Genomic DNA, 15,698 nt, shown 5'->3' with positions numbered 1-15,698 from the left:
TATGCAAAGCAACTGTTTCCATTGACAGCAGTATGTCAGTAGCGATTGCTTAATTTAATTGTTAGGTATATATGTTTTTGTATTGATTAAGTAGCTCGTGCCCTTTAATGGTGCATATGCCATAGTTAAAATGTTCTAAAAGTTGGTATTGCACTTTCCAGGTGTTGAATTGTGCAACCGGAAAAATATGGGTATTAAAGCCCATTTCCACTTGGTTAACCCTCATTTTGGCCAATATCTTCACATCAACCTCGGGCCTGATGAAACCTTGAGTAATGCCCTTTGTAAGTAGATCTTCCAACGTTTTTGTGATCACATCCGCTTTAAACGATTGAAATAACCCCCAGGCATCCGGGTGATATTTTTGCATATCATGTATCACAATAGGATTGATCCGCCCAAAAATCTCTTCAGAACATTTCATCATGTTGATCATCTCTTCCATTACGTTCGACGACATGTTGATGATATCTACTATCTGGCATTCATCCTGTTTCAACTTTTTATCTACCAGCGCGGTCACCAATTCGTTTTTATCGCTAAAAAAATGATAGATGGTTTTTTTTGACATGCCCAAATGTTTGGCAATATCATCCATCGTAACGCTTTTGATACCGGCTGTTAAAAACAGCTCCTCAGCGCCTGTAATTATTCTATCTATTTGACTGTTTGACATTATTGGTCAAAACTAAGGAAACATTTTTAGATTTAAAAGTTTCCGTCTTAAATTACTTCGCCCTGACAATCACTCGTTTTCCACAATTGTCTATCTTTGCAAAAAAAATCTTTCAATGGAATTAAATTCCCTAACTGCCATTTCCCCTATCGACGGTCGTTACCGTAATACAACAGCGCCATTAGCTGCTTACTTTTCTGAATATGCCCTTATTAAATACCGGGTATATGTAGAGATAGAATATTTTATAGCACTTTGCGAATACCCACTGCCCCAGCTAAGTACTTTTGATAAAAATGCGACAGAAAAGTTACGCGATATCTATAGAAATTTTACCGAGGCTGATGCCGCAAGTATTAAAGAGATTGAAAAAACCACCAATCACGATGTTAAGGCGGTTGAATATTTCATCAAAAAGCAATTTGACGCTTTAGGCGGATTAGAAGATTATAAAGAGTTCATCCACTTTGGTTTAACCAGCCAGGATATTAATAATACTGCTATACCCCTTACTTTTAAACTTGCTTTAACCGAAGTTTACTATCCCGAGATAACTAAGCTTGTTGAGCAGTTAAAAAACTTTGCTACAGAATGGGATGCTATCCCAATGTTGGCACATACCCACGGGCAACCGGCATCTCCCACCCGTTTGGGTAAAGAGATCAGCGTATTTGTAGAGCGCTTGCAAAATCAATTGGCATTGCTCAAAACTGTGCCTTATTCTGCTAAATTTGGTGGCGCTACCGGTAACTTTAACGCGCACCATGTTGCTTACCCGCAAATTGACTGGAAAGCATTCGGAAATCAATTTGTAGATAATATATTAGGACTTAAACGTTCTCAATTCACTACCCAGATAGAGCATTACGATAATTTTGCAGCCCAGTGCGATGCCTTGAAACGTATCAATAACATCCTGATAGACCTTGACCGTGATATGTGGACCTACATATCTATGAACTTTTTTAAGCAGAAGATCAAGGCGGGCGAGATTGGTTCATCGGCTATGCCGCATAAGGTAAACCCGATTGATTTTGAGAACAGCGAAGGTAATCTGGGTATAGCAAACGCTTTATTTGAGCACCTGGCCGCTAAATTACCTATCTCACGCTTACAACGCGATTTAACCGATTCTACCGTTCTCCGTAACATTGGCGTACCGATAGCACATACGCTGATCGCTATAAAATCAACCGTTAAAGGCTTGAATAAATTGTTACTTAACGAGGCTGCTATCAACGCAAGCCTTGAGGCTAATTGGGCGGTAGTTGCAGAGGCTATCCAAACCATTTTACGTCGCGAAGCATATCCAAACCCTTACGAGGCGTTAAAAGAGCTTACACGCACCAATACGCAGGTTAACGCCCAAACCATCGCGGAGTTTGTAGATGGATTGCAGGTGAACGATAGTGTTAAAAATGAAATAAAAGCGATAACACCGCAAAATTATACGGGGATTTAAGGCAGATGTGCATATCTCCACATCATTCGCACTGTCAGTGTGGGGTAAAACTAAAGATATCAGGGCTAAACAACCAAAAACCTGATTACATTTGTTAACTATAATAAAATTTTGACATCCATGAATATCAGCGTATATACTGAGGCCACTCCTAACCCGGCAACAATGAAGTTTATTGTAAACAAGTTGCTTATTAACGGAAGCGTGGATTATGCCACAAGGGAAAGTGCCGAAAAATCGCCATTTGCAAAGGAATTATACAAATTCAGCTTTGTTAACGGCGTGTTCTTCGCCAGCAACTTTGTAACGGTTACTAAAACCGAAGGCAGCGACTGGGATGATATCCAGCCGATATTGAAAGAGTTTGTTAAAGGTGCTGTAGAATCTGAACTTAAATTACAGGAAGTGGAGCAGGAAACTGACGTTGCTTTTGAAGGTACCGAGACAGAAATAAAGATCCAGCAGATCTTGAATGATTACGTTCGACCGGCTGTTGAGCAGGATGGCGGTGCTATCAGCTACCGCTCGTTTAATGCAGGTGTGGTTACTGTTGAGCTTCGCGGTTCATGCAGTGGTTGCCCGTCTTCAACAGTAACCCTAAAATCAGGTATCGAGAACTTACTTAAACGTATGGTCCCCGAAGTTACAGAGGTAGTTTCTGAAGCCCTTTAACTTCGATTTCATCGATTAGATATTACGCCGGCCCGAAGCAATTTGGGCCGGTTTTTTTGTGCCTAAAACTCAGGTGTCCCACTAAATATTACACAATTACAAGATTGGCATAACTAACTATTTATCAATGTATTGCAATTAATTAAAATTCAATTTTAACTAAAGTAATACTTTGTAATAGTTAACTTAACTAATTTTAAATAAAGTACTTATATATTTTATAATGGGTGTCCCACTCGTTTCTGAATGGGACGGAATGGGACACTTGTTTTAGGGCAACACAGCGAGAATAGAAATACTATTCAGACAACACGATTTCGCCGGTTTTTTTCTTGATTAACGTGTAGATTAATGAGTTTTTTGCTTTTAATATTGAATCGCCGACACCCAATTTTTCATTAAATCTCCAACCGGAGCCTAAGGCATATTCAGAATGATTTACAGTTATTGTAGGTGTTTTCTTTTCATTAAAACTAATCTTTTCAATTACACCTTTGAATTCATAATTACGCTGTTTAAAATCAGCCCATTTATTTAGCGCCATCGCTATTAATAAGAATGAACTTCCTATTAAAATATATTTAATCAGCTTTTTATTGTTTTCCATGATAAGATGTTAAATATCCTAAACATTAAAATACTTCTCAATATACTCTAGCATTTCCGCGGTTATTTTGCCATTTGTGGCGAGCAATTCGCGGGTTTTTAGCACCTCTAAACCGCCCTTGAAATTCCTTATTTCGCCCCCGGCTTGTTGTACAATTACGATACCCGCGGCAATATCCCAGGGATTTAAATTGTACTCGTAAAAGGCCTCGAAACGCCCCGCGGCAGTATACGCCAGATCGACGGCGGCAGAGCCAATGCGGCGCAGGCCATGGCAGTTGCGCATCAGTTCGGTAAACAGTTTAATATAGCGTTCCTGGTAGCTAAAATCGTAATATGGGAAACCGGTTGCTATCAAGCTATCGGCAATGGTGGGTTTATTGCTCACCGTTATTTCAGCGCCGTTCAGGTAGGCAGGTGCATCTTTATGGGCATAAAAGCATTCGTCCTGGTTCACTTCGTAAACTACGCCTAAAACCAGGTCTTCGCCATCCTGTAGGGCAATACTTACCGAGTAAGTTGGCAGGCCGTGAATAAAGTTGGTAGTGCCATCCAGCGGATCGATGATCCAGTTGTAACGCTCCCCTATTTTGGTGCTTGTTTTTTCTTCGGTAATAAAGCCTGCTTCGGGCAGTATCATTTCCAGGCCGGCTACTATCTTCCGCTCGGCGGTTTTGTCAACGTAGGATACCAGGTCGTTAAGGCCTTTGTATTCTATTTTATCGGCATTAAAGGTTTTACGCTCCTGGCGGATAAACTGGCCGGCTTCTTTAGAAACATCAACTACCTGCCCTATTATCTGGTTTAACTGCATTAGCTGTAAGCTTTAAGAAGATTAATTAAGCGTTTGTAGCGCCTGTTTTTTTATAACGCGCGTTGCCAAAGTAAACCAATGCCGCGCCACCCAATACCATGATCACCGAGATCATTTCGGCTTGTGTGAAAGAGATACCTGCAACATTGTATTTGGTATTTACACGGATCAACTCGATGCAGAAACGTTCTACACCCGCCATGATCATGTAGGTGCCGAACAAAATGCCCGGCGCTTTAAATTTATGGCGCAATTGCCATAATACCAGGAATAACAGGATACAAATCACCGACTCATAAAAAGACGTGGGGTATACAGGTAATTTTAATTCGTTACAAAATTTACCAACGCAGTTAGGGATGATGTTGTCACGGTCACTCATGTCCACATTATGCGGGAATTTGAAGCTCCACATCCAATCGGGCACCCAGCTAATGATACCTGGTTTTGGGTTTAGGTTTGGGATGCCCCAGTCGCCGTCGCCGCTCATCTGGCAGCCAACGCGGCCAACCCCATAAGCAAGCATAATACCCGGCCCGCCAATATCCAGCATGGTTAATGGCTTAATTTTATGCTTATGAGCAATGTAAAGCACTGCCGCGCCACCACAAATTAAACCACCGTAAAAGGTAAGTCCGCTAAAGCCTATAAGCATGCCTACCGGGTCGCGCATAAAATCGCCCCAGTTCTCTAATGCATTAAATAGTTTGGCACCGGCAAAGCCAAAAACGGCCGCCCACAATAATATTGTGCCCATTAATTCGTGCGTATGCACGGTTACACGGCGCTGCTCGGGTTTTGGTAAAACCTGTTTTTTGTTTTCGTAATAAGCCCAGTAAGCGAAGATAATGGCACCTAAAATACCCGCAGGCCAGTTGCCATTGGTTGATAATAGTACCGTTTGGGTATTATCGGTAAGTTCGGCAAAATGCATTGCTGCATATACCAATTTGTAGAAAAGCACAAAACCAAACAGGCCGTTGCTCAGTAACTCAACCAATGAAATTTGTGCGCCAATGGTGATGTTTTTTTCGAACGGGTGAATGTACCCAAGTTTCTCTCTGCGCTTAAACTCCTGTGTAAACGCCCAGTATGCGGCCATAAAAGCTATCGCCACAAAAAAGCCAAAAGTTTGAATGATCTTAAAAAATTCAATATTGGCACCGGTAAAATATTGGATAAGGTAATAGAGATTTGGAAACATTGGTAAATGTTAAGTTTGTTGCGAATATAATAGTTAATGCACTAATATTTCTTCGCTTTCTGTTATTTCAACATCACCATCCGGTGAAATTGCTGTTAATTGAACGGTGCGTAATTCGTTAACCAGTATAGGGTCGTACTTGGTTTTTACTTTAACGTAATTGCGGGTAAAACCGTGCATAATGCCATCTTTTAAATCGGCCTCAAATAATACCTCGTAGGTTTTGCCTATCTGGCTTTCGTAAAAGGCACGGCGTTTTTTATCGGAAAGGATGTGTAGCATCTTGCTCCTATCTGCACGGGTACTGCCGGGCACTACCCCACTCATTTCGGCTGCCGGGGTATTCTCCCGTTCCGAATAGGTGAACACATGCAGGTAAGAAACATCAAGATTATTCAGGAAATTGTATGTATCTACAAAATCCTCGCGGGTTTCGCCGGGGAAGCCTACAATAACATCCACGCCAATGCAGCAATTGGGCATCAGCTGTTTTATTTTTGCTACGCGATTGGCGTACAGTTCTCTTTTATACCTGCGGCGCATCAGCCCCAAAATTTTATCTGACCCCGATTGCAGCGGGATATGGAAATGCGGGACAAACCTTTTTGAGGTAGCCACAAAGGCTATTACCTGGTCGTTAAGTAGGTTTGGTTCAATAGATGATATTCTGATACGTTCGATGCCTTCAACCCCGTCAAGCGCCATAATAAGGTCTAAGAATCGGTCTTCGCGTTTACCATCGCGGATACCGAAATCGCCAAGGTTTACCCCTGTTAATACAATTTCTTTTACGCCCGATGCAGCGATGTCTTTTGCCTGCGCAATAACGTTTTCAATGGTATCGCTCCTGCTGCTGCCGCGTGCAAGCGGTATGGTGCAAAAGGTACAGGAGTAATCGCAGCCATCCTGCACTTTTAAAAATGTGCGGGTACGGTCGCCAAAGGAATATGAGGGCACAAACTCGTTAGCGTGACTAACGGGCTGGTTTAAGATAACTGTTTTTGGTTTTTTGGTGAGATCGGTAATGTGATCTACCAGTTGGAATTTCTCGGCAGCGCCTAAAACCATATCAACACCAGGAATCTCAGCGATCTCCTTTGGCTTAAGCTGCGCATAGCATCCTACAATGGTAACAAAGGCGTTTGGATTGATCCTGAGGGCCTCTTTCACTATCTTTTTACACTTTTTATCGGCATTATCTGTTACCGAACAGGTGTTTACCACATATACGTCCGGCGTGTCTGTAAAATCGACCGTATCAAAACCGGCGTTATTAAACAGGCGACCAATTGAGGAGGTCTCCGAGTAATTAAGCTTACAGCCAAGTGTATAAAAAGCTACTTTCTTATTCATTTGTAAGCCGCAAAGATAAGATTTTTAGAGATTAGTTGATTAGTGGTTAGAGATTGGTTATTAACGGGAGTGTAAAATTGGGTGAGAACAGCACCCAAGCGTAATGCCGAACTTGTTTCGGCATCTCACATGCTAAGTGGTCAGCCTGTGCTGTGGGATCCTGAAACAAGTTCAGGATTACGATATAAAGTAAAAGCTCACCGCTGTAACAACGGTGAGCTAACTAAAAATCATTTTAGTTAAACATTAACAGGATTAATATTGAAAGAACCCTCGATTGCATTGTTAATTTGTTTTTTAAAGTCAAAAGGTTTGGCAATGGGTGAAAAAACTTCAACTACACCTCCAGACGTTATTCTTACTTTTCCGAAACTCAAAACTCTGCCTAACATACCTTCTTCGATTTGAAGGCCTTCTGATTTGTTAAGCTGGATTTCGCAAAATTTCCTTTTTATTAATCCGGTTTTTAGAATTACGCGTTTATTAGTCACCACAAATTCTGACGATTGATCTGTTATAATGGCCATTATAAAGCTAATGACACCAACTATAAACAATAAGCCACAGGCGGCATATGAAGCGCTACCAATCAACAATCCTAAAACCGCCCAAAATACGCCGCGGAGATAAATTATCCAATGTAATTTAGCTTTGTAAAGAACAAGTTCGTTGTTGCTTAAGTTTTTCTCAATGAAACTCATATAATAAGGTTTAAATTTGTGCTAAAATATTTAGTTTTATTTAAATTATCAAGTGAAATTGAATTTTTTTTTTGACTGTTTTGAGGGCCTAATTAATAGACAAAAAAAGTATTAACTGGCTAATGCAGTGCGTATAATTCAGATGACGGAAAATGGCATTGGTGTTTTTGTAAGTCTGAACTTTAAAGACATTTGTGCCCGGTAAATGGTTCGACAGGCTCACCATGACAGGCAATCTTTTAATCCTTAAAATCCGCTTAATCCCTGTATTATATCCCCTCCCACCTATAACTCTCATTTTCCAACCCAATCAGGTCAATCACACGGTTTACTACTGTCATAGCCAATTCTTCGATGGTTTTGGGTTTGCTGTAGTATGATGGTATGGCGGGGCAAATGATACCGCCGGCTTCGGTAACGGTTTGCATGTTGCGTATGTGGATGAGGTTGAGCGGAGTGTCCCTTGCGACCAGGATCAACCTGCGGCGCTCTTTCAGGATCACATCAGCAGCGCGGGTGATCAGGTCATCAGATACACCGGCCGCTATGCGGCCAAGTGTACCCATAGAGCATGGCACCACCACCATGGTATCAAACCTGGCCGAGCCTGATGCAAATGGCGCCATAAAATCGTTTTTGGCGTAATATGTAAACGGATAATTGCCGTGCGCTTTGTCGTCCAGCTCAAACTCCCAAACTTGTTTGGCGTTGTCGCTCATTACAATTCCCACCTCTTCTATCTGGTTTTGCAATACTTGTAATTTATCAAGCAATAACTTAGCGTAAATGGATCCGCTTGCACCGGTAACCGCGACAATAATTTTCTTTTTGATCATGATATAGGTACAAATAAACGGAAGAAAAGTTACAGGCACAAAAAAGGGTCGAATAACTCGTACTCGACCCTACATCTACCTATGAAAAACATGCCCTTTGAGCGGGCATTACAAATATAACAACAGTTTCTTAATTATTAAATAATTTGTTAAAATAAATTTAACGCGCTGTTGTATAGTTCTTTTCAATTAAAGTTTGTATAATTCCATCAACCATACCCACCGTTGGCACATAAATGCTCTTGATATTGGCACATTTTAGCACGGTTAAATAAATTTCGCAGGCGGGGATAATTACGTCTGCCCTGTCGTGGTTTAAGCCCAGCACGTTTATACGGTCTTTAAGGGAGAAGCTATCCAAATAATTGTACAGCGCCCTCAGCTTTAAATAGCTTAAAGCCGCGCCATCTTTTTCCTGCGATAATTTGTATAGTTTGTTAATATTACCACCTGTACCAATACCGTAAATATTCTTTAACCCTTTGGTATGCTCGCGGATAAAATCCTTCATTTCTGTCCAGGTTTCGTCCTTGTCCTGGTTATCCAGGATGCGGATAGTACCCAGGTTGAATGATTGTGAGGCGATGATCTGCCCTTCGCTGAATAATGAAAGTTCGGTACTACCGCCACCTACATCAATGTACAGGTAGTTTTTACTTTTGTCGATGTTGATCTCGGCGTGGCTGTTGTAAATGATCTTGGCTTCGCTTTCGCCATGCACAATTTGCAGATCGATATTAGCCTCGGTTTTTATTCTCGCCACAACCTCAGGGCCGTTTAAAGCCTCGCGCATGGCCGATGTAGCACAGGCCATATAATCGGCAACCTTGTAAACATCCATCAGGTTGCGGAACGCCTGCATAGATTTGATGAGGTCGATAGCCTTTTTCTCAGAAATTTCTTTGTTCAAAAAGGCATCATCCCCAAGCCTTACCGGCACACGGATGAGCGTAATTTTTTTAAAGGATATCGATTCGTTATTCTCGATGATCTCGGCAATCAGCATTCTGACGGCGTTAGACCCAACATCTATGGCGGCGTATCTCAATTTGTGTTTTTATTTTTTAGGTAGGTGTAAATATCTATCTGTGCACGGGTTAATACCTCCGACTTTGTTTTGTGGTACCTGTTAATGGCGCTGCCGGTAATATCCCGTGCCTTGGTGTTATCTTCCAGCTGGATCTTGATAATGTCCCTCACCTCGCGGCGCAGGTCGTCATCCAACACCGGGAAGCCAACTTCTACGCGGTTATCGATGTTACGGGTCATGAAATCGGCACTGGTAAGGTAAATCAATTCCTTACCGCCGTTGCCGTATATGTGCACACGGGCATGCTCCAGGTATTTATCTACAATACTAATTACTTCGATGTTCTCGCTATAACCCTTTACCCCCGGGATCAGGCAGCACATCCCACGCACGATGAGTTTTATCTTCACTCCCGCGTTACTGGCCTGGTAAAGCTTGTTGATCAGCTGCTCATCGGCAAGGCTGTTCATCTTGAAGATCATATAGGCCTTTTTACCCGCTTTGGCAAACTTTACCTCGTTATCTATCAGCTTGTAAATGGCCGAACGCGAATCTATTGGCGATACAATCAGTGTTTTTAACCCTTTAGGCAGTACATTCCTGCTTAACGATTTAAATATGGCCACCAAATCGGTAGTTATCTTTTTATCGGCAGTAAGTATGGTATGGTCGGCGTAAATGCTGGCCGTTTTCTCGTTAAAATTACCGGTTGATAAACACGCGTAATGGAACGGTTTACCCTTTTCCATACGGGTTACGAGGCAGATCTTAGAGTGTACCTTGTAACCATCGATGCCGTAAAGTACGTTTACGCCCTCCTCTTCCAGTTTGTTGCTCCAGTAAATGTTATTCTGCTCATCAAAACGGGCGCGCAGCTCCACCAAGCAGGTTACTTTTTTACCGTTTTTGGCGGCGTTTATCAGCGCATGCACTATTTTAGAGTTTTCCGCAAGGCGATAAACGGTGATGCTGATCTCCTTTACTTTTGGGTCAATAGCGGCCTCGCGCAAAAAGTGAATGATATAATCAAACGACTGGTATGGCGTGCTGATCAGGAAATCTTTCTTGGCGATCAGCCCCATCAAACTTTTCCCGAAGGAAAGATCGGCGACAGGTAATGGTATGTTCTTCTTGTACTCCAGGTCGGGCCGCCCAACGTTGGGGAACGAGATAAAATTCTTAAAATTATGGTAACGGTTTCCCGGGATAAGGCTGCCCTTATCCAGTTTCATTTTTTTAACCAAATAGCTTATCATATCCAGCGGCATTTCGCTATCATACAATAAACGCATCGGCTTGCCCTTACGGCGTTTAAGCAGGCTTTTGCTTAACGCATCCACAAACTTTACGCTTACTTCCTTATCCAGGTCAAGCTCTGCATCACGGGTTAGCTGCAGCGAGTAAGCTTCTATCGAATCATGGTCGAATATGAAGAAGATATCCTCTAAACTATAGCGGATAATATCATCTAAAAGAATAATAAACTTCAGGTTATTAGTTTCCGGCAGTACTAAAAACCTCGACAGGTTGTCTGGAAACTCTATCAGCGCGTAGCGCGATTTTTTATTTTTGGTAAGCCTTACAAAAAAGTAGATAGCACGGTCGCGAAGTTCGGGTAGCGGCAGGCTGTCATCCAGCATAATAGGTACAAGGGTAGATAGCAACCTGTCCCTGAAAAAGCTTTTTACGAACTCGCCGCGGGTTACGTTAAGCTGCTTATCGTTCAGGATAAAGATCTTTTCTTCGGCAAGCTGCTTTACAATGATGTTCTCGTAAAGGTTGTTGAATTTCTTTTCCTGCTTTACAACCGTAGTTTTTATCTGGCTGAGAATCTTTTTGGGGTTGTAACCCAGTATCTCCTTTGCTTTTTCGTTGAGGTTTGCCAGGCGTGTTAGCGTAGCCACTCGTACCCTGTAAAACTCATCCAGGTTTGATGAAAATATGGCCAGGAACTTTATCCTTTCAATAAGCGGCACGGTAGGGTCGGCAGCTTCCTGCAGCACCCTGTCGTTAAAGTATAACCAGCTTATTTCTCTGTTAATTAACGGAATGTTCTTAGTATCCATATTGTGATAGCAACAAAACTGCTCATTTATTTGTTAAGTTAGTATTAACTTATTTGTATATAAACATGTTTTCAATATTAAATTTAATATTCGGCGGCAATATATACAGCAGATACATTTCTTACCTTAGCTTTGCATTAATTATAAAAAACTATTATTATGCCTTCATTTGATATAGTAAGCAAGATAGACGGACAAACTTTAGATAACGCCATTAACGTTGCCAAAAAAGAAATACTTAACCGATACGATTTTAACGGATCAAAAAGCACCATCGACCTGGATAAGAAAACCAACGAGATCACCATTGTTACCGAAGATGATATGCGCCTTAAAGCCATCACCGATGCTATCATAAGCCGTATGGTTAAGCAAGGCCTCGACTCTAAAGCGCTTGATTTTGGTAAAGACCAATACGCATCCGGCAACATGATCCGCAAGGAGATCAAAATTAAAGAAGGGCTTGATAAAGAAGCTGCGAAGAAAGTTGTCAAAAAAATTAAAGACAGTGCCCTAAAAGTACAAGCAGCCATTATGGACGACCAGGTGCGCGTTACCGCCAAAAAGATAGACGACCTGCAGGCTGTTATCACCCTGTGCCGCACCGAAGATTTTGGCCAGCCGCTACAGTATATTAATATGAGGAATTAACAGCGGGCTGGTTTATGATTACAGATACGCTGAAAAACCTCATCATACGCGACCTTGGAACGTTAAAGCAGGAGATACTGGCTTATCAAAACGAGGAAAAACTCTGGTATATCGAAAAAGGGATATTGAATTCGGCAGGCAACCTTTGCTTGCATTTGATTGGTAACCTTAATACCTATTTCGGCGCTGAATTTGGGCACACCGGATATATAAGAAACCGTCCTGATGAATTCGCGCTAAAAAATATACCGAGAGCGGAATTGGTAGATAAAATAGGAAAAACAGTATCCATGATCGGTAAAGCTTTCGATATGATCTCTAAAGAACAATTGAACGAGATTTCTAAATTTGAAAATACAGTAAAAGATATTACTAACGAATACTTTTTTGTGCACCTGGCTATGCACCTCAGCTATCATTTAGGACAGGTAAATTACCATCGCCGGTTGCTGGATAATTAGCACTTAATAACTGAACATACACAACAAAAGGCCGCTCCTAATAAAGGAAACGGCCTTTTTACTAAAACCAACTTATGAAAACACTCTTTGAAATTTCGAATTTCGAATGTTCAATTTCGGATTTGTTAAATTAAAATTCGAAATTGAAAACGGCGTAGCCCTCAACGGAGTTAATCCGACATACTAATACTTATTTAATCGCTATCTCTCTGGTTTGAAATTTAGCTTCTTCTCTTTTTGCTACGGTTAATTTTAAGATCCCATCGGCATAATCAGCTTCAATTTTTGAGTGATCTACAGAATCCGGCAAGGTGAACGACCGTTCGAATGAATTGTAGCTATACTCGCGTTTGCTGTATTTTTTAGCTTCGGCGTTTGCTTCCGTTTTCTTTTCGGCAGATACGGTCAGGATATTTTTATCCAGGTTGATCTTAAAATCGTCTTTCTTTAAGCCCGGCACCGCTAATTCAATGTGGAACTCGTTATCGTTTTCGGCAATGTTAACCGCAGGCACACGTGCAACTAATTTGTCGCCGATGTATGAATCGTTCAATAAAGAATCGAAAACATCGTTAAAGAATGGATGTGCATTATTTTTAAGTCCGTTATTAAATTTTATTAATGTCATGGTCTTATAGATATTTAAGTTTTTGTTTTTATTAACTTCGTAACCAATCAATCAACTGTTATACCAATAGTATAAACCTAATATATCAAGACAAAATGTCTTGCATTTTCGTTTTTTACCGACAAAATGTCTTATAATGACTGAAAAACTTACCGATTACAAGTACAAAACCGATATAGCCATCCGCTTTTCGGATATCGACGCACGCGGCCATGTGAACAATGCCGTGTACCTCACCTATTTTGAAGTGGCTCGTTTTAACTACTGGCGCGATGTTGCCCGTTGGAATTTAAAAGAGATCGGCATCGTAGTAGGCCGCTCGGAGATTCATTACCTTAAGCCCGTTACTATTGATGATACCCTTAATTGCTATGTACGCGTTACCCGCATAGGCAACAGCAGTTTTGATGTAATGCATGTACTAACCAAGCATACCGATAAAGGCGAAGAGATCTGCACCACTTGTAAAACGGTATGTATTAGTTATGATTATGATACAAATAAATCTACCGCCATTGATAAAGATGGCCGCAAGAATATGATAGACTATGATGAACCGAGGTTAATTTTGAATACAAATTGATTTAATGAGGAGCTTCTCTTCGCGCCTCATTGCTGAAGCAATCTCTTTAAGTAAATCCATTATGCAAGGTGTATAATTGTCCTAAAGAGATTGCTTCGTAACGCAATGATGTTTCTGGCTATACAACCGTCGTTTCCGCCTCAAACATCGGCAAAAAAACCGCCACTACCGTTCCTTTCCCGCCTTCTCCCCTATTGATTTCAAATTTAGCTTTAGTTGTTTTATTTTGAAGGTTGATAGCCCGGATGCGTTCTTTAATGGCATGATGCCTATCGACTACTCTTTAATGCCGCCGGTTTTCTGGGTTGTTTGGATGTGTAATTTATGCCAAGTCCGTTGTCTGATACGGCGATACAGACGCCTGTAGCTATTTTTTGCCAGCCGTACTTCCAAATGTGCGTCGGGTTTAGTGTCTACAATTAAGCCGTGTAAAATAGCGTTTTCTATTATGGGCTGGATGAGTATCGGAGGTAAAAGCATTGTCCGCAGGTCTAAATCCTCATACACAATAAAATTATAACTGAACGAATTGTTATACCGTGTAGCTTATATATCCGCTAAAATATCTTCCCCGGGTTCAAGATCCCGTTCGGGTCAAATACGTTTTTGATACCTTTCCAGATAGCGAAGTGCATGGGCGTATATTTCAAGGCCATATAGTCTTTTTGCACCAGGCCTATGCCGTGCTCGCCGGATAATGTGCCGCCAAGTGCAACGGTAAGCTCGAAAACTTCTGTGATGCCATCTTTTAGTTTGCTGTTCCAATCGACATCGCTCATCCCTGCTTTAACAATATTAACGTGCAGGTTACCGTCGCCGGCATGGCCGTAACAAACAGATTCGAAACCATATTTAGCGCCAATCTCTTTTATGCCTTTTATCAGTTGAGGCAACGCTGCGCGAGGCACAACGGTATCTTCCTCTTTATATATCGAGTTTGATTTAACCGAAACTGCCATGGTACGCCTGATGCGCCATAGTTCTTCCTTTTGTGCCGATGTATCTGCAAACAGTACATCCTGGCAATTATGCTGTTCTAAAACTTCGTTTATTTTCTCGCAATCGGCAAATATCACGTCCTGGTTGGTGCCGTCGGCTTCTATCAGCAGGAAAGCCCCTATCCCATCTTTCAGGTCGAACGCGATGCCGTCATGTTCTATCACCCATTCAATGCCACGGCGTTCCATAAACTCCAGTGCAGATGGCACTACCCCTGCCCTAAATATCGCTGATACCGCCGCGCAGGCATCCTCGTTAGTAGCGAATGAAGCCAGCATCAAAGCATCCAGCGTTGGTTTTGGGATAAGCTTGGTTACTATTTTGGTAACAATGCCTAACGTACCTTCGCTTCCTATCAGCAATTGGGTTAGGTTATAACCTGATGCATATTTTAGCGTATTTGCGCCAGTCCAGATGATATCGCCGTTTGGCAACACCACTTCCAGATTCAATACATATTCACGGATGGTACCGTATTTTACAACCCTTGGCCCGCCGCTGCAATTGGCCACATTACCGCCTATAAAGCAACTGCCTTTACTTGCCGGGTCTACCGGGTAAAGCAGCCCTTTTTCGGCCACAGCATTAATGAATAGCTCTGTAATTACCCCCGGCTCTACAGTAGCCTGCAGGTTTTGCTCGTCGATATCTAAAAGCTTGTTGAAGCGTTCCATGGAGATCATTAAGCCGCCTTGCACAGCTAACGCACCGCCTGCTAAACCCGTACCTGCACCACGCGGGGTAACAGGGATGAGGTTCTCGTTACAAACCTTCATTAAAAACGAAACCTGCTCTACGGTTTGTGGTTTGGCTACTACCTCGGGGTAATAAACCAGGTCCTCGGTTTCATCGTGGCTGTAGTTCTCTATTTCGGCTTTGGCCGTCAGTATATTTTCTTCGCCAACAATAGCGGTTAGCTGACTAAGGATCTCTACAGTAATTTTATGGTAACTCAT

16 protein-coding genes are annotated in these 15,698 nt (G+C 41.8%); 5 read left to right on the top strand and 11 right to left on the bottom strand.

All coding sequences use genetic code 11. The annotated features are described in order from the left end of the window. Positions 1-61 precede the first annotated feature (61 nt). Entirely contained in the window at positions 62-676 is a 615-nt protein-coding gene (locus RHM67_RS12290; RefSeq protein WP_322227042.1) for a TetR/AcrR family transcriptional regulator, read from the bottom strand. A gap of 115 nt (positions 677-791) precedes the next feature. On the opposite strand from RHM67_RS12290, the gene purB reads away from it, so the two are divergent. Both purB and RHM67_RS12280 read left to right on the top strand, forming a co-directional pair. After that, entirely contained in the window at positions 792-2,138 is a 1,347-nt protein-coding gene (purB, locus tag RHM67_RS12285) for an adenylosuccinate lyase (protein ID WP_322227041.1), read from the top strand. Positions 2,139-2,258: 120 nt separating this feature from the next. Next, positions 2,259-2,810 (top strand): NifU family protein, encoded by a 552-nt coding sequence (locus RHM67_RS12280; RefSeq protein ID WP_322227040.1) that lies wholly within the window; start codon positions 2,259-2,261, stop codon positions 2,808-2,810. Positions 2,811-3,108: 298 nt separating this feature from the next. Here RHM67_RS12280 and RHM67_RS12275 read toward each other — a convergent pair whose 3' ends face one another. From RHM67_RS12275 to ppk1, 8 genes are all read right to left on the bottom strand, one after another. Next, complete coding sequence (locus RHM67_RS12275) at positions 3,109-3,417, bottom strand: hypothetical protein (RefSeq protein ID WP_322227039.1); 309 nt, start codon at positions 3,415-3,417, stop codon at positions 3,109-3,111. A gap of 18 nt (positions 3,418-3,435) precedes the next feature. Continuing rightward, positions 3,436-4,230, bottom strand: a complete 795-nt coding sequence (locus RHM67_RS12270) for an inositol monophosphatase family protein (protein ID WP_322227038.1) — start codon at positions 4,228-4,230, stop codon at positions 3,436-3,438. A gap of 25 nt (positions 4,231-4,255) precedes the next feature. Further along, the gene (locus RHM67_RS12265) at positions 4,256-5,434 is read right to left on the bottom strand and encodes a prolipoprotein diacylglyceryl transferase (protein WP_322227037.1); all 1,179 of its coding nucleotides are present in this window, start codon (positions 5,432-5,434) and stop codon (positions 4,256-4,258) included. Positions 5,435-5,467: 33 nt separating this feature from the next. Next, positions 5,468-6,787, bottom strand: coding sequence for a tRNA (N(6)-L-threonylcarbamoyladenosine(37)-C(2))-methylthiotransferase MtaB (mtaB, locus tag RHM67_RS12260; RefSeq protein ID WP_322227036.1), 1,320 nt, complete (start codon positions 6,785-6,787; stop codon positions 5,468-5,470). A 239-nt stretch (positions 6,788-7,026) separates the two neighbouring features. Then, positions 7,027-7,488: a PH domain-containing protein gene (locus RHM67_RS12255; RefSeq protein WP_322227035.1), complete on the bottom strand. Its 462-nt coding sequence runs from the start codon at positions 7,486-7,488 to the stop codon at positions 7,027-7,029. A 269-nt stretch (positions 7,489-7,757) separates the two neighbouring features. Continuing rightward, positions 7,758-8,324, bottom strand: a complete 567-nt coding sequence (locus RHM67_RS12250) for a UbiX family flavin prenyltransferase (protein ID WP_322227034.1) — start codon at positions 8,322-8,324, stop codon at positions 7,758-7,760. A 160-nt stretch (positions 8,325-8,484) separates the two neighbouring features. Continuing rightward, positions 8,485-9,372 (bottom strand): exopolyphosphatase, encoded by an 888-nt coding sequence (locus RHM67_RS12245; protein ID WP_322227033.1) that lies wholly within the window; start codon positions 9,370-9,372, stop codon positions 8,485-8,487. Next, the gene (gene ppk1, locus RHM67_RS12240; RefSeq protein ID WP_322227031.1) at positions 9,369-11,420 is read right to left on the bottom strand and encodes a polyphosphate kinase 1; all 2,052 of its coding nucleotides are present in this window, start codon (positions 11,418-11,420) and stop codon (positions 9,369-9,371) included. The genes RHM67_RS12245 and ppk1 overlap by 4 nt, the downstream gene beginning before the upstream one ends. A gap of 159 nt (positions 11,421-11,579) precedes the next feature. Here ppk1 and RHM67_RS12235 point away from each other — a divergent pair, with 159 nt between their 5' ends. Beyond that, a complete protein-coding gene (locus RHM67_RS12235; protein ID WP_252757116.1) occupies positions 11,580-12,071 on the top strand; it encodes a YajQ family cyclic di-GMP-binding protein in 492 nt (163 codons plus the stop codon). 14 nt (positions 12,072-12,085) lie between these two features. Then, a complete protein-coding gene (locus RHM67_RS12230; protein WP_322227030.1) occupies positions 12,086-12,532 on the top strand; it encodes a DUF1572 family protein in 447 nt (148 codons plus the stop codon). Positions 12,533-12,722: 190 nt separating this feature from the next. Here the strand turns inward: RHM67_RS12230 and RHM67_RS12225 are convergent, their stop codons facing one another. Beyond that, positions 12,723-13,160: an Hsp20/alpha crystallin family protein gene (locus RHM67_RS12225; protein ID WP_322227029.1), complete on the bottom strand. Its 438-nt coding sequence runs from the start codon at positions 13,158-13,160 to the stop codon at positions 12,723-12,725. A gap of 136 nt (positions 13,161-13,296) precedes the next feature. Here RHM67_RS12225 and RHM67_RS12220 point away from each other — a divergent pair, with 136 nt between their 5' ends. Further along, positions 13,297-13,743 carry a thioesterase family protein gene (locus RHM67_RS12220; protein ID WP_322227028.1) on the top strand — a complete coding sequence of 149 codons (447 nt, stop codon included), beginning with the start codon at positions 13,297-13,299 and terminating at the stop codon, positions 13,741-13,743. Positions 13,744-14,300: 557 nt separating this feature from the next. On the opposite strand, the gene RHM67_RS12215 is transcribed toward RHM67_RS12220, so the two are convergent. Further along, positions 14,301-15,698: an FAD-binding oxidoreductase gene (locus RHM67_RS12215; RefSeq protein ID WP_322227027.1), complete on the bottom strand. Its 1,398-nt coding sequence runs from the start codon at positions 15,696-15,698 to the stop codon at positions 14,301-14,303.

The organism is Mucilaginibacter sp. 5C4, from assembly GCF_034345625.1.
In the GTDB taxonomy this organism is placed as follows: domain Bacteria; phylum Bacteroidota; class Bacteroidia; order Sphingobacteriales; family Sphingobacteriaceae; genus Mucilaginibacter; species Mucilaginibacter aurantiaciroseus.
This window is presented reverse-complemented; position numbering and strand designations above follow the sequence as displayed.

Coding starts and splice junctions, on each gene's coding strand:
- mtaB (WP_322227036.1), bottom strand. CDS start 6,787: ATGAATAAGAAAGTAGCTTTTTATACACTTGGCTGTAAGCTTAATTAC.
- RHM67_RS12265 (WP_322227037.1), bottom strand. CDS start 5,434: ATGTTTCCAAATCTCTATTACCTTATCCAATATTTTACCGGTGCCAAT.
- RHM67_RS12220 (WP_322227028.1), top strand. CDS start 13,297: ATGACTGAAAAACTTACCGATTACAAGTACAAAACCGATATAGCCATC.
- purB (WP_322227041.1), top strand. CDS start 792: ATGGAATTAAATTCCCTAACTGCCATTTCCCCTATCGACGGTCGTTAC.
- RHM67_RS12235 (WP_252757116.1), top strand. CDS start 11,580: ATGCCTTCATTTGATATAGTAAGCAAGATAGACGGACAAACTTTAGAT.
- RHM67_RS12230 (WP_322227030.1), top strand. CDS start 12,086: ATGATTACAGATACGCTGAAAAACCTCATCATACGCGACCTTGGAACG.
- RHM67_RS12270 (WP_322227038.1), bottom strand. CDS start 4,230: ATGCAGTTAAACCAGATAATAGGGCAGGTAGTTGATGTTTCTAAAGAA.
- RHM67_RS12280 (WP_322227040.1), top strand. CDS start 2,259: ATGAATATCAGCGTATATACTGAGGCCACTCCTAACCCGGCAACAATG.
- ppk1 (WP_322227031.1), bottom strand. CDS start 11,420: ATGGATACTAAGAACATTCCGTTAATTAACAGAGAAATAAGCTGGTTA.
- RHM67_RS12290 (WP_322227042.1), bottom strand. CDS start 676: ATGTCAAACAGTCAAATAGATAGAATAATTACAGGCGCTGAGGAGCTG.
- RHM67_RS12215 (WP_322227027.1), bottom strand. CDS start 15,698: ATGAGTTACCATAAAATTACTGTAGAGATCCTTAGTCAGCTAACCGCT.
- RHM67_RS12225 (WP_322227029.1), bottom strand. CDS start 13,160: ATGACATTAATAAAATTTAATAACGGACTTAAAAATAATGCACATCCA.
- RHM67_RS12275 (WP_322227039.1), bottom strand. CDS start 3,417: ATGGAAAACAATAAAAAGCTGATTAAATATATTTTAATAGGAAGTTCA.
- RHM67_RS12250 (WP_322227034.1), bottom strand. CDS start 8,324: ATGATCAAAAAGAAAATTATTGTCGCGGTTACCGGTGCAAGCGGATCC.
- RHM67_RS12255 (WP_322227035.1), bottom strand. CDS start 7,488: ATGAGTTTCATTGAGAAAAACTTAAGCAACAACGAACTTGTTCTTTAC.